Origin of the sequence: Candidatus Profftia lariciata, assembly GCF_020541265.1 — a bacterium.
Taxonomy (GTDB): Bacteria; Pseudomonadota; Gammaproteobacteria; order Enterobacterales; family Enterobacteriaceae; genus Profftia; species Profftia lariciata.
The window spans coordinates 1,031,117-1,046,707 of record NZ_CP045925.1; the positions used below are offsets into that span (position 1 = coordinate 1,031,117).

Annotated in this window: 9 protein-coding genes; 4 read left to right on the plus strand and 5 right to left on the minus strand. The window is 23.0% G+C overall.

The window, feature by feature from the left end:
* Window positions 1-872 precede the first annotated feature (872 nt).
* From queF to lolC, 4 genes are all read right to left on the minus strand, one after another.
* Window positions 873-1,721, minus strand: coding sequence for an NADPH-dependent 7-cyano-7-deazaguanine reductase QueF (queF, locus tag GII40_RS02695; protein WP_226813642.1), 849 nt, complete (start codon window positions 1,719-1,721; stop codon window positions 873-875).
* Between the two features lie 1,849 nt (window positions 1,722-3,570).
* Complete coding sequence (gene lolE, locus GII40_RS02700) at window positions 3,571-4,821, minus strand: lipoprotein-releasing ABC transporter permease subunit LolE (protein WP_226813298.1); 1,251 nt, start codon at window positions 4,819-4,821, stop codon at window positions 3,571-3,573.
* A gap of 19 nt (window positions 4,822-4,840) precedes the next feature.
* Entirely contained in the window at window positions 4,841-5,539 is a 699-nt protein-coding gene (lolD, locus tag GII40_RS02705; protein ID WP_226813299.1) for a lipoprotein-releasing ABC transporter ATP-binding protein LolD, read from the minus strand.
* Complete coding sequence (gene lolC / locus GII40_RS02710) at window positions 5,532-6,731, minus strand: lipoprotein-releasing ABC transporter permease subunit LolC (RefSeq protein WP_226813300.1); 1,200 nt, start codon at window positions 6,729-6,731, stop codon at window positions 5,532-5,534. The genes lolD and lolC overlap by 8 nt, the downstream gene beginning before the upstream one ends.
* 1,975 nt (window positions 6,732-8,706) lie before the next feature.
* On the opposite strand from lolC, the gene hfq reads away from it, so the two are divergent.
* The 3 genes from hfq to hflC all read left to right on the plus strand — a co-directional run bounded on the left by hfq (window position 8,707) and on the right by hflC (window position 12,076).
* Window positions 8,707-9,009: an RNA chaperone Hfq gene (hfq, locus tag GII40_RS02715; RefSeq protein WP_226813301.1), complete on the plus strand. Its 303-nt coding sequence runs from the start codon at window positions 8,707-8,709 to the stop codon at window positions 9,007-9,009.
* An 829-nt stretch (window positions 9,010-9,838) separates the two neighbouring features.
* A complete protein-coding gene (hflK, locus tag GII40_RS02720; protein ID WP_226813302.1) occupies window positions 9,839-11,083 on the plus strand; it encodes an FtsH protease activity modulator HflK in 1,245 nt (414 codons plus the stop codon).
* Complete coding sequence (gene hflC / locus GII40_RS02725; RefSeq protein WP_226813303.1) at window positions 11,084-12,076, plus strand: protease modulator HflC; 993 nt, start codon at window positions 11,084-11,086, stop codon at window positions 12,074-12,076.
* 466 nt (window positions 12,077-12,542) lie between these two features.
* Here hflC and gap read toward each other — a convergent pair whose 3' ends face one another.
* Window positions 12,543-13,538 carry a type I glyceraldehyde-3-phosphate dehydrogenase gene (gene gap, locus GII40_RS02730; RefSeq protein WP_226813304.1) on the minus strand — a complete coding sequence of 332 codons (996 nt, stop codon included), beginning with the start codon at window positions 13,536-13,538 and terminating at the stop codon, window positions 12,543-12,545.
* A gap of 634 nt (window positions 13,539-14,172) precedes the next feature.
* On the opposite strand from gap, the gene yccA reads away from it, so the two are divergent.
* Entirely contained in the window at window positions 14,173-14,844 is a 672-nt protein-coding gene (gene yccA / locus GII40_RS02735; protein ID WP_226813305.1) for an FtsH protease modulator YccA, read from the plus strand.
* Window positions 14,845-15,591: the final 747 nt, after the last annotated feature.

Consider the following 15,591-nt stretch of genomic DNA (forward strand, 5'->3'; position numbering starts at 1 on the left):
GTAATATATATAAAAATATTATAGATAAACTCAATGATACAATAATATAATAAAAAAATAAATTATTAGTTTGTATTATAATAAATAATATTATTATAAATTTTAATAATTAATATAGTAATATATATAAAGGTTCTATAATGTTTATACAAAAAATTAAATTTTTATAGGATATTCTGTATTTAGCAAAATTTATACTTACAGAAATTAAATTATTAATTGATTTACGGATATAAAAAATAATTAATATTATAAAATAGTAAAAACTACATAGAGTAAATAATAGATTTTCATAGTATATGCTATATTTTATATCTAAAATTATTAATATAAAAATATTTTTTTTAATAAGCAATCAAAGATATATTTAAAAAATTCAATAGTTATAGTATTAAAACATATAAATCATATATAACATACATATTTTATAGTAAAAAGATAACGTTAATATTATTATTGATCTTTTATCCTGTTTCTAATAGGAGATATATAAATATACATTTTTTAATAATTTTTTTATAAAAAATTTATATTATATTTAATGTATGTCGACTATTAGTATAATAATAATAAATATATGATATAAAATATATTTAATCTAAATTAGATACATACTTTACTTTTATATTTACAAGTCATGATAAATATATTTATACAATTTTATTAAAATTAATATAAGCATAAAACTATATATAATCTGACTCATAGTAATGATTTATTTAAAAATCTATATATTAAAACAAATATAATACATTTTATATATATCATTGATATAATAACTTTTATACATACTAATCATTTATATGTTTTATATAAGCTTGCTAACATTATATACAATATAATCTTATTATTTATAAAATATTTTATAGAGATTACTGACGCACTAAACGATCTTTTAATGCAATAAATGTTGTATTTGCACGCCACGGATTAATATCTAAACCTCCACGACGAGTATAGCGAGCATAAACACTTAAAGTTTTAGGATTACAGAAATGTTGAATATCACAGAATATTCTTTCAACACATTGCTCATGAAATGCATTATATTGACGAAATGAAATTAGATAACGTAACAAGTTTGTATGATTAATTTTTGGGCCATAATATTTAATTATTACAGAACCCCAATCGGGTTGACAAGTAATTGGGCAATTAGATTTCAATAAATGGCTAATTAAGGTTTTTGAAACAATATTGTTTTTATCAGCTGAATTTTTAAGTAATTCAGAATTAAATTCGTAATCAGTAATTTCAATGGATTGTTGATCTATACATTGACCATGCAATACTGCAATAGATTGTCTTTTAAGATTATGTAAAGGAATTAATTGTACAAGAACATCACCATGAGCACAATATGCTAAATCGTGCTGTATAGTATTTTGTACTGTATTCCAATTAGAAAATTTTGTTTGATTAAAACTATTTAGATACAGTTTAAAGCTTTTTGACTCAATGAGATTATCACTAAAAGCATCCAATTCAACATATGCAATAGCTACCTGTGGTAATCCTTTAGGATTAAGCCATCCAAGCTCATACAATGTCCATAGGTCTTTACCATATAAAAAAGGAATATCTGAATAACATTTTAATAATTTACGATGAATACTGCGAGGCACTGGTTGTAACAAGGTTTTATCGTATTGATCATAATACGTAGTTTTTTTCCCAAGGGTTAAGGACATAATGGTTGGATGATTTTTATATAGCATAATACATAGCCCATATTTCAATAAGAAGGTTATAAATGAATAAATACTATATAGATTTAAATATTATTTATAATTAATATGATTAAAAAAATTATTAGTAATTAGAAAAATAAATTTACAAGTAATTATAAAACTATATTAGTTATACAAAATATATATTGTTATTTTTTTACAAAAAAAATTCAATGTATTCATTAAGTACAGAAAACATAAAAAATTTATTAAAAAATCTCTTCTTAAAGATAATTGATAACTAAAAAATAATTAACTCAATATAATAATATCCTTAATATTAAAAAATAAAAATTATTTTAATTATTGAGATCAAGTAATATTTTTAGTTATAACTATTTGTAGTCTATATATAAAAATATTATATATAGATATATATTCATGAAATCAGAGTATCAATCTGATATCATTGATATTTTATAAAAACAAATCATACATTAATTATTAATTTTGATAAAAAATGTATTATATATAAAATTTAGTAATAATTTTTTATATAAAAATCTTATATATTAGCGTATTTCTAATATTTATTTAAAATAATATAATTTTTTCATTATTATTGTATATAATATACTAAAATAATTTAATATTAAAAAATATATTGCTTATATTATACAATTAAAAAAATATTTAAATAAATAATAGTTATATTTACATAGATATATATTATTATATATTTACATAAGAAAATTACATAAGAAAATTTTTTATATATTATAATATTTTTGCTCAATTAATATTGACTTTCAATATCATTGAGAAAAAATATGTATATTTAAGGTATATTAAGTAATTATAGTACATTCTATAATTTATTACTAAATAATTTAATATATTATTGATTATCGTATATTATAAATAATTTTATATATAAAATATTAGAAATATTTTGCTTATCATTATCGATATGTCTGTTAAGAAATAAAGTAATTAATATTAATGCAAAAAAATCGTAATTATATCATAAGTTGTTGTAAACAATAATCTTATATTAATCTTAATATTATATAAATACAAATCATTTAAGTATAAAAAATATATTTTTATATTATTTATATAATTTTTTGTATAAAATTTAGTGAAATATAAATATTGATTTATAATCAACAATTAATAATTTAAATTACTATAAATAAAATAACATTACTAAATATAAAAAAATAAAAATTATTAAAATATCTGTGGTACTAAAATCTAGCGCGTAGCATAGACATTACTTTAGTAAAGTATTGTTTTAATAAAATCAATAATTTTATACTTATCATTAATCAAAATTTATGTTAAATATGATATAATTAATTTTACATATTATTAAATGAACGTACTTAACTGTGATATCAACTATTATATTCTTGATAAAACAGACAATATATTTTTATTATATTAATAAAATTACTATAAATTATCTAAAGATAATTTGTAAAATATTAGGATAAAGTATGTAACATGATTATTAAAATAATTAATAAAAATATTAATATATCAGCAATAATATATGAATATTTTTATTTTAATTTATGTGCATTTGATTTCGTAATAAACAAAATAAATACTTGTTATTAGATGCATATTAAGATATAATAATAAAATTATTAAAATACAATAATCTTGAATTAAATATTTTATGTAAATAAGTTGCTTATAATAAAGCATGTATTTTATACAGCAGACAATTACAATGTATTAAGTACTTAATTTTAGTAATAACTATATAATATCTACAATACATAACAGATGAATATTATCATAATAAACATTATAATAGTTTTATTAATAACTATTATATTATTATTGAATAATAATCAATATTGCTTAATACTTAACTATCGATAAATATTTATCTACTTCCATTAAGAATACGTGTAGGCTCAATGTTAATAGCACGTTTTACTGGATACCAGCTAGCTATTAAACTAAGAATTATAGCAGTAGTAAATACTATTACTACATCAATATATTGTAATTCAGTAGGTAAAAAATCAATAGGATATATATTATTAGATAATAAACGATAACCAATTATTTTTTCGATAATTTTATAAATATTAGTAAGTTTTAATGATACTATTACCCCGATACTAATACCGCATAAACTACCAATTAATCCAGTTAGTAGTCCATACCAAATAAAAATAGCAATAATTAATTTATTTTGTGCACCCATAGTTTTTAACATAGCGATATTGCTATTATTATTTTTTACTGCCATTATAAGTATAGACATAATATTAAAACAAGCCACGCAAATCACTAGTATCATGACAATATATATAATAACTCTAATCATCTGTATATCATGAAACATATATATATAACTATCTTGCCAACTGCGACCATAAATGTAATCTTTAAGATCTTGACTGATATTACGTATTAACTTGTTAGCTTGAAAAGCATTATGTACTTTTATGCTAATGCCAGTAATGCTATTACCTAAATTATTATATTTTTGTGCATCTGCTAAAGGTATTATAACTAAACTATGATCTAGCATACAAGTAAGTTGCACAATACCACTCACATGTAAAAGAATTTTTTGAGTTTTTAATAAATTCATCTGTGTAGTATTTTTTGATATTATTACGGTAATCCAATCTCCTTCTTTAACATGTAATGACATTGCAATACCTCTGCCTAAAATAACTTGTTGTTCTCCTGCTTTAAATTTTCTCCAAATATCATTGCGTACATATTGCGATAACGAGGTTACAAAATATTCTTGTTCTGGATTAATTCCACGTAATTGTGCGGCAACTATTTGTTTTCCATTTTCAAGAAGACCAGTAAATTCAATATAAGGTGATACTGCAACAATACCTTGTTTTTTTTTTACAAAATTTAATATTTTTTGCCAATTATTAAATGGCTGTTTAATTGAGTAAATCTCTCCATTAGGAACTAATGAAATAATACGTTGTTTTAATTCTCTTTCAAAGCCATTTATTGCACTTAAACCGACGATAAATACCGCTACACTTAATGCTATGCTTATGATAGACATTAAAGAAACAAAAGAAACAATACTACCACGGTTACGCCCACGGCTAAATCGTAATCCAATAAATAAAGATAATGGTGGAAAAAACATTACTGTATTCTCAATAAAGTTATATTTTATTTAAATGACCATTACACATTTCAAATTGACAGTCTAGGCTATTAGCTAAAGATATATCGTGCGTAACTAATAAAAAAGCAGTTCCATGACTTTTATTAAGTTTACTGATAAGCTCTAAAATCTTACTGGCATTATAAGTATCCAAGTTACCGGTAGGTTCATCAGCTAAAACTAATGAAGGATCATGTACTAAAGCACGAGCAATAGCTACACGCTGTCTTTCACCACCAGAAAGTTGAGAAGGTCTATGATTTTTGCGATTGGATAAACCTACATCATGTAACATATTGATTGCTTTTATTTTTGAATAATTACTACTTCTACCTCCAATCAATAAAGGCATCATAACATTTTCTAATGCGCTAAAATCTAGTAATAAATGATGAAATTGATAAATAAATCCGAGTTCACGATTACGTAATTTTGCTTTATCGGTCTCAGACATATTGTTTAATAATTTACCTTTAAAAAATATATCTCCAGATGTTGGTATATCCAGGCCACCCAGAAGATGTAATAGAGTACTTTTACCAGAACCAGAGTGCCCTGTAATAGCTATCATTTCGTTTAGTTTTATGTCAAAAGTAATATTATGAAATACATTTGTGTATACTAATCCTTCAGGATAAGTTTTGCATAAATTTTTACATTTTAATACTTCTATATCAGAAGATACACAATTAATCATAACGTAACGCCTCAACAGGATTTACCTTAGTTGCTCTCCAAGATGGATATAACGTAGAAAGTATTGCTAATATTATTGTTATAATAATAATTATTATAACTTGTGAAATATGAATATTAACTGGCAAATTGCTATCGATTAATATTTTGTTTAAACCAGGAATCAAATTAATCTGGCTTGCACACAATATGCCAAGTATAGAGCCTAATAATGCTCCTATAATTCCTGTACTAGCACCTTGTATTATAAATACAGACATAATTTGTGATTTTGTTAAACCTTGAGTCTGTAAAATAGCAATTTCATTCTTTTTTTCCATTACTAATAAACTGAGAGATATCATGATATTAAACACAGCAATATCAATAATAAAACTCACAAGTAATCCAATTATATTTTTTTCCATTTGTACAGCTTGAAAAAGTTCTCCTTTGTATTCTCGCCAGTCTTTCCATACTAAACCCTGCTTTAATGGTTGACGTACTAATCTATCAATATCTAATGGTTTATCCATATAGATTCTCCAACCAGTAATATTACCTAGTGGATAAAGAGTTAAACGAGAAGCATCTTGTTGGTTGATTAATAATTGATATTGATCTACTTCGCTATTAGCAAAAAATGTACCTATAACATTAAATAATCGCTGACTAGGCATGCGTCCTATTATAGTTATATAGCTAGCACTAGGTGCTATAATACGTAATTTTTCACCATTCTTAACTCCTAGTTGTAATGCTAGTTGATAACCCAAAATAACATTGTATTTATTAGGTTGTAATGCCTGCAAACAAGAACCGTTTAAATAAGGAGAAAGAGGATCTTTTTCATATGGATTGATTCCCAGCATAACACCTATAGCTACGCTATGAGTGCTTTGTAGTACTACTTTGCAACTAGTAAGAGACGTAACATTATTTACACCAGATAAATTTTTAATACTTATAGCAGATAGTTTTTTAGGATTTATAGATCCTTTTATCGATGTTACTAATGCTTGCGGCATAAATCCAAGAATATTATTTTCCAAGTTCTTTTCGAAACCATTCATTACAGAAAGAACAGTAATTAGTGCCATAACACCTAATGTAATGCCTATAGTTGCAAGCAAAGAAACGAATCGACTAAAACGGTCTATACTGCGTCCACATATATATCGCAGACCAATAAATAATACGACAGGTTGATGCATAAATTTGTATAGTTACTCAAAAATTACTACATAATACTTGTAAATTAATTAAAATATTAGAATTATTTATATAATTTTAATATATCAGAGATATATATACTATATTAAAAACTATATAAATATAATTTACATAAATATTTATTTATTATTGTATAATAATCTTGTAATATATGTTCTAATTTTTCTAAAGATCATTAATATTATGAGATTAAATGTATTAATCCTAAAGTTATTACTTTAATATTAATAATACTTTTAATAATTGATTATTAATAATCTAATTGTTCACTCATCATTATTAATACTATAGATGATATCAATAATTTATAATATTTTATTTAAAATATACTAAAATTACAAATAATATATTAATATTTATCTAATACTTTATAAATAAAAATAAATTTATATTTATCTTTTATAAAATATGGCATCTTTTACTTATTAATATTTAGTAATATATTGTATTAATTTTTATTAATAAATAATAGAAAAAATTTATAGATTTATGTTATTTGATTGTATAATAATAGAATTATATTAATAATACAATTAATACAGATAGATTAAGTGACTTATTAACTTAATTAATATATGTTATTTATTTTTGAATTTATTAAAATATTTATTTAAAGATTGATACTATATTAATAATAAAAAATACTAATTAATATTATTTATGATTAACAAAGAATAATGTATTAATTTAAAATTAAGAAGTAAAATATTTAGTATCTAGCACCCTAATATCAAATTTACATGCATTATCTTATTTTATTATAGTTAAGAATTATGGTGTTATTATAATTTTAAGAAATTTAACAATCGTGATGGATTCTATAATAGTTCTTATTCATATAACTACTAATTATAGAGATTTATAGATTTATATTGTTAAAAGATTTAACATGAATTGACTATTTTAAATATTCACTATATATTAAATGTCATTGTTTAAAAAATTAGCACGATCAAAATATTACAAAATTTTTAATTATTTTATTATAAAATATAATGTTCTAAAAAATTATTTTAATAAATATTCAAAAACTAAGTAATATTCAGTATTTATAAAATTTAAATAAATAAACTAAATAAAAAACTATATGATGTATATAATTATTGATTAATTTAAATTAATTATATATATAATATATATTAAATACATAATTTAAACATATTAAAAATAATTTTTTAATTATATAAAGTAAAATATCAATGCACAATAAAATGAAAAAAATAAATTTTAAAGCAATATTTTACTTATCAAATATTATGAATATTCTAATAAAATAATTCTTAAATATTTTTATGATTTATTAGATTATCTTTTAAAAAGAATAATACTATATTAATATTGTTCTGATTACTTAGATATTTATTTTTAATATAAAAAATATGATAAATAAATTTTTTTTTACAAAATTATTTATTTTGTAAAAAATTGTTAACACATATAATAATATAAATATTAATTTATAAATAAATATAAAACAACAAGATTACGTAAGAATAATAATCTTGCTCTTAGTTTAATATACAGATATATTTATGTAAGTAGCATCAATAGTTAATATATGTATATACTATTTTAATAAAATAGTTAGTTATTTTACACTAATGTATATAATATCGTTTGATATTTTTTCTAAAAAATAAGGTACAACAATATTATAAAATCAATAAAAGATTAATATTATTGAGTAAATTTATCTAATAATTTTAATCATCATTAGAAATGATTTAGTATGTATATTACTTATTTAAATCTAATTGCATTTATGAATTATCAATACATAATATATGTATTTAAATCATAAATACTTTTATCAACTTTATTATTTATTTAATGCATAGATTATATTACCATAGTAACTTAATATAAAATATTTAATACATAAATTTTAAGCAATTAATCCCTATATTTAACTACTAACATTTAGTAACAAAAAACTAGCAAATAAGGAAAAAGAGAATGGCTAAAGGGCAATCTTTACAAGACCCATTCCTGAACGCACTGCGTCGTGAACATATTTCTGTTTCTATTTATTTGGTAAATGGCATTAAATTACAAGGACAAATTGATTCTTTTGATCAATTTGTTATTCTGCTAAAAAACACCGTGAGCCAGTTGGTTTATAAACATGCAATTTCTACTGTTGTTCCATCTCGTCCTATTTCCCATAATATTAATACTTTAGGGAATAGTAGCGGTCATCACAACCAGATAAGTCAGCAATTTTCTTCTTTATCTTCTCAGGATAATAATTATAACTAAACAAATTATTTTGGTTAAAAAATATTAAATAATATTTTATCTTTTGCAATATTAAGGTTTTCTTAACTCTAAATGTTAAAATATATTTAATTGTTATTTCTATAAAATACAAAACATATATTAATAAATTTATTTTTTAACAAAAATAAATTTTAAAAATTACACTAAAAACAATTATCATAACTAGTACCATAACAGCATTACTATGCGTTATCATTTAATGTAATACATCTATCATAGATTGTAGCTGCAAGGTAAAATATTATTTATATAATTTATAAAGTAATATAGATATATTGCTATTACAATGCTTAATTTAATCTTATGAGATAATTATATTAAAAAAAATATTTAAAGATGTCTATAAATCAATATAATAAACAAGGTTATAAGAATAGTTGTACTATATACTGTCAATATCAATCATTTACTGTTTTAGACTATTTATGACATTCATTTATTATATGTTAAATAAGCATAAATTTAACATATATTCAAAATAGATAATGTAACCGTAAATATTGTTTATTAATCAATTAACATCACGTTTGATATGTTTATTGTTAATATTTAATCTATACATTTTATATATAAATTAATAATAATTATTATAATTTTATATCTTTTATATCTTAAATGAGATGAAATCTTTAGAAGATAATTCAAAATGGTAATATCAGATTTTCATCTGATTTTCAATTATCAAGTTACATGAATATTGTAAATTAGATGTTAATTTACTAAAATATATTATTTAGTAAATTTTGATGAATAGCAGATACAAAAAATTAATGTTAAGAACACCGATTATTAAATAATGGAGCAAACAATGGTGTGGAATCAGCCCGGTAATAACGGACAGAATCGAGACCCGTGGGAAGATAATAGTAATAATGGTAATAACGCTAGTGGAAATCATAAAAATGATCATAATCAAAGTCCACCTGATTTGGATGATATATTTCGTAAACTTAGTAAAAAGCTAAGTGGGTTAGGTAGCATTAATACTCGTTCTAAAAAATCAGTTAACCCACAATTTCCTATAAATTGGAAAATTATTAGTTTTTTTGCTACAATTTTTATTTGTATTTGGCTAGTAAGTGGTTTATACACTATAAAAGAAGCTGAACGTGGCGTAGTAACAAGTTTTGGTAAGTTTGATCATATAGTTCAACCAGGCTTAAATTGGAAACCTACTTTTATTGCTAAGGTAATACCAGTAAATGTAAAAGCTGTACGTGAATTAGCAGCATCCGGAGTTATGTTAACTTCCGATGAAAATGTAGTGCGAGTTGAAATGAATGTACAATATCGTGTAACTAATCCAGCAGAATATTTGTTTAATGTAATTAATGCAGATGATAGCTTACGTCAAGCAACAGATAGTGCTTTACGTGCAGTTATTGGTAAATACTCCATGGATACAATCCTTACGGAAGGACGAACTATTATTCGTACCGATACTCACAAAGTATTAGAAGAAACTATTAATCCTTATAAAATGGGGATAACTTTGTTAGATGTAAACTTCCAGACAGCTCGTCCACCAGAAGAAGTTAAAGCTGCATTTGATGATGCAATTGCAGCACGTGAAAACGAACAACAATTCATACGTGAAGCTGAAGCTTATACTAATGAAGTCCAGCCACGTGCTAATGGTCAAGCACAACGTATACTCGAGGATGCTCGTGCTTATAAAGATCGTACAATACTAGAAGCACAAGGTGAAGTTGGTCGTTTTATGAAGTTACTACCAGAATATAAAGCATCTCCCCAAATTACACGTGAACGAATGTATTTAGAAGCTATGGAAAAAGTATTTAGTAATACTCGTAAATTAATGATTGATGATAAAAATAATCATATAATGATATTACCTTTAGATCAATTAATACATAACAACGCAATTAATCAAGCAACTGTTACATCGAATAATCAAGATACAAATTCTATAGACCCTAAAACTAATATAATCAACAAGACATCAAGTCATTTATATTCAGTAAATAATATGATAGACCAACGACAAGCAAACGCTCAACGTAACGCTAATCGCCATGGAGAAAACAATTAAATGCGTCAATCTTTATTACTAGTATTTTTTATAATTATAGTCATATCATATACATCACTATTTGTTGTCACTGAGGGTGAACGTGGTATAATATTACGTTTTGGTAAAGTTCTTCGTGATGTTGAAAACAAACCTATGGTATATACTCCTGGGCTTCATATAAAAATACCATTTATTCAATCTGTTAAAATGCTTGATGCTAAAATTCAAACGATGGATAACCAAGAAGATCGTTTTGTAACAAAAGAAAAAAAAGATTTAATTGTTGATTCTTATATTAAGTGGCGTATTAGTGATTTTAGTAATTATTATTTAGCAACTGGTGGTGGTGATATTTCTCAAGCAGAAGTATTATTAAAACGCAAATTTAGTGATCGTCTACGCTCTGAAATTGGTCGTCTTGATATTAAAGATATAGTGACAGATTCACGTGGCAAGCTAATGTATGATGTACGTAATGCTTTAAATACTGGTACGGTAGATAATAATAACTCAAGAAATATAGACCATAATCTTACAGATTTTATAACGCATGTTGAAAGTGATATTCAAGATAACGAATCTACTATTAATCCAAATAGTATGGCTGCTTTAGGTATAGAAGTTATCGATGTTCGTATTAAGCAAATTAATTTACCTCTTGAAGTATCTGATGCTATATACAAACGTATGCGTGCAGAACGAGAAGCAGTAGCACGTCATCATCGTTCACAGGGTCAAGAAGAAGCCGAAAAATTACGTGCAACTGCTGATTATGAAGTAACCCGTACATTAGCTGAGGCAGAGCGTTATGGACGTATTACTCGAGGTGAAGGAGATGCAATTACTGCAAAGTTATTTGCCGATGCTTTTAAAAAAGATCCTGATTTTTTTATTTTTATTCGTAGTCTTAAAGCTTATGAAAATATTTTTAAAAATGGTCAAGATGTTATGGTAATACATCCTGATAGTGATTTTTTTAAATATATAAAATCATCAAATGGTCATACATAAGATAAATTATTTTATTAAATTATAATCTTTAAAAGAATCAGAAATATATTTGTAATAATATATACTATATTTTTAATTTTTAAGAACACGCAATATGCGTATTTACAATCATTAACATTCTATTTAAATAGATATATTACTAACCATATGAATTATTCAATAATGATAAAAATTAATGTTATAAAAATAACTAATATTTTAGTTTATTAGAACTAATAAAATAATACTATGTAATTAATACTGCAAGCACACATTAAAGAATTATAAAATATTTTATTTGTACAATTAATATTGTGTAATATATAAATTTTTTAGTTTATATACCCAGTAATTGACTCTTAGAAGTAAATTAACTTATGTTATTAGAAATATTTAATTAATATAAAATAGTTAAATTATTACTTAAGATAATGAAAACACAATAAGGCTATAAAAGATATCGCCTTATTATGTTTATGTGTTAGTATTATTGAGATATAAGAGATATAAGATCTAAAACTTTGTTAGAGTAACCAGTTTCATTATCGTACCAAGAAATAAGTTTTACAAAATTATTATTCAGAGCTATTCCAGCTTGAGCATCAAATACTGAAGTGCATATTTCACCATTAAAATCATTAGACACAACAGCATCTTCAGTATACCCTAATATACCTTTTAATTCATTTTCTGCAGCATTTTTCATGGTTGCACATATTTCTTTGTAAGATACTGATTTTTCTAAACGTGCTGTTAGATCAACTATTGATACATTAGGAGTAGGCACACGAAACGCCATGCCAGTAAGCTTACCATTTAATTCAGGAATTACTTTAGACACTGCTTTAGCGGCTCCAGTTGAAGAAGGTATAATATTTTGCAATGCTCCACGACCACCTCGCCAATCTTTATAAGAGAGACCATCAACAGTTTTTTGAGTAGCTGTAGTAGCGTGAACAGTGGTCATTAATGCTTCAATAATGCCAAATTTATCATTTAATACTTTAGCTAATGGGGCTAAACAATTAGTGGTACAAGAAGCGTTAGATACTATTTTTTGACCAGCGTAAGTATTTTCATTCACTCCCATTACAAACATTGGAGTATTATCTTGTGAAGGGCCAGTTAAAACAACTTTTTTAGCTCCAGCAGTGATATGTTTATATGCATCTTGATGAATTAAAAATCGTCCAGTTGCTTCAACAACAACATCAACTTTTATTTCATTCCAGTTTAATTTTTCTGGATTTTTTTCTGCAGTAACACGAATGTTTTTACCATTAACAATTAAATTACCATTTTTTACTTCAACTATACCTTTAAAACGACCATGAGTAGAATCATATTTTAACATGTAAGCCATATATGTATCATCTAATAAATCATTAATTGCAACTACTTCTATATCGGATCTTTCTTGAGCAGTACGGAATACAATACGGCCAATACGGCCAAATCCATTTATACCTATCTTGATAGTCATATTTTTACCTGTTATGCTGATTAATAAATAAAAATTTATTAATAATAATTAAAAATTATAAAAAATTACTTCATTCATATAGATTTATTATGTTAAATTAAAATAAAAATCAACTAATCAATATCTCTCACTAAATAAATAATTTAATTTACATTATTATTGTAATATATAATCTTTTTTACAAAATGTGAATAAATTAGTTATAACATTAATCATACTATCTTTATTTAATAAAAGTATTAAATTTATTTTTTTTTAAATATTTTATTGATATAATATATCATAAGAATGTTTTTGTATTTAATTACTCTAAAAAATATTTTTATTTATTAAAGTTATGAGTATACTTTTTTGAAAAAATTGTTTTTATATTACAAGATAAATTAACGTTATTGTTTGCTTTTAAACTTATATTGAAATATAATATTATAATTTTAAATGCTAATTCGACATGAGATTCATTATTATAATGTTTTGCATTTAAAATAATTACTCATTCTTTATTTTTAATAAAACTATTTAGCTGTTAAAAGTAAAGAAGAGTAAAATATCTCGTGTATCTTTAACTATTTATTTAAAATAAATCTATCTAAATAGATAATAATTTTTGATTACTTACAAGAGAGAACATTCTATGGGCCGTATTATTATTTCTCGTTCCCCTACATCTTCACGTAATACTTCTTTATTAAGTACACATAAAGTATTACGAAATACTTATTTATTATTAGCTTTAACATTAGCATTTTCAGCATTAACTGCTACTGCAAGTACTATATTTATGCTGCCAGCACCTGGATTACTACTAATGTTACTAGGATACTACGGTTTAATGTTTCTAACATATCGCTTAGCTAATCGTCCAGAAGGTATTTTAGCAGTATTCGCACTTACTGGTTTTATGGGTTATACTTTAGGACCTATTTTAAACTCATTTATTGCTAGTGGTACTAGTGATTTAATTATGCTAGCATTAGGAGGAACAGCTGCTGTATTTTTCTGTTGTTCTTTTTATGTATTAACTACGCATAAAGATATGTCATTTTTATCTGGTATGATGATGGCTGGTTTTATAGTTATACTAGTAGCAATTATTGCAAATGTATTCTTACAGATACCAGCTTTATCACTAGCTATTAGTGCTTTATTTATTCTTTTTTCTACTGGAGCTATACTTTGGGAAACCAGTAATATTATTCATGGAGGTGAAACTAATTACATCTTAGCTACTGTCAGTTTATATGCTTCTTTGTATAATATATTTGTTAGCTTCCTAAATATTCTTGGTGTAACACGTAATGACTAAATCCTAGAATTACTAAAATCAGTATATATAATGTATGATTAATATTTTACTTTTTATATATAAAAATATTGTTCAATAATTTATTATATATGTAATTTTAAGATAAAATATTAACTTATTAATAATCTTTAATATAAAATATAATTAATCTAATACATTATTTTTATACTTTAATATTTAATGATTATTTTAAAATATATAAAGTATATATTATCGTTTAAAGATTTGTATTTATAGTATGCACTTAATAAAATATATAATATAAATTATATTCAACTATATAGTATGAGTAACATTAATAAATTATAGCTAATGTTACTCATACTTATAGTATAATAAAAATTATTTATAACAAATAAGAAATATTTATATATTTTACATATCCTAATATAATAAAATTATATCATTTTATTATATACTTAAATTCTTTACATCAGCTTAAAATACAATTTAATTACTGTATAACAATTAATAATTTTGACAGATACAATAAATTATTAAAACAGAGAATTATATGCTTATCAATATATACTCAATAAAAATATATATTTTTGCTATTTTTATAACTATTATTTATATAATAAATTATTCATATGCAGGTTATACAAATAGTGAGTTTTTTAATACAATTGTTTAATAATTTTACACTAAATTTTTATAAATAAATATTTAGTAAATCAATATATATTTTAATAAATGATTATGAATAACTATTTTAGTCAATTATTAAAAATAAATATGTATATC

Bases quoted from the DNA above. Each gene is read 5' to 3' on its own strand.
- hflK (WP_226813302.1), top strand. From the start codon at position 9,839: ATGGTGTGGAATCAGCCCGGTAATAACGGACAGAATCGAGACCCGTGG.
- lolC (WP_226813300.1), bottom strand. From the start codon at position 6,731: ATGCATCAACCTGTCGTATTATTTATTGGTCTGCGATATATATGTGGA.
- hflC (WP_226813303.1), top strand. From the start codon at position 11,084: ATGCGTCAATCTTTATTACTAGTATTTTTTATAATTATAGTCATATCA.
- yccA (WP_226813305.1), top strand. From the start codon at position 14,173: ATGGGCCGTATTATTATTTCTCGTTCCCCTACATCTTCACGTAATACT.
- lolD (WP_226813299.1), bottom strand. From the start codon at position 5,539: ATGATTAATTGTGTATCTTCTGATATAGAAGTATTAAAATGTAAAAAT.
- gap (WP_226813304.1), bottom strand. From the start codon at position 13,538: ATGACTATCAAGATAGGTATAAATGGATTTGGCCGTATTGGCCGTATT.
- lolE (WP_226813298.1), bottom strand. From the start codon at position 4,821: ATGTTTTTTCCACCATTATCTTTATTTATTGGATTACGATTTAGCCGT.
- hfq (WP_226813301.1), top strand. From the start codon at position 8,707: ATGGCTAAAGGGCAATCTTTACAAGACCCATTCCTGAACGCACTGCGT.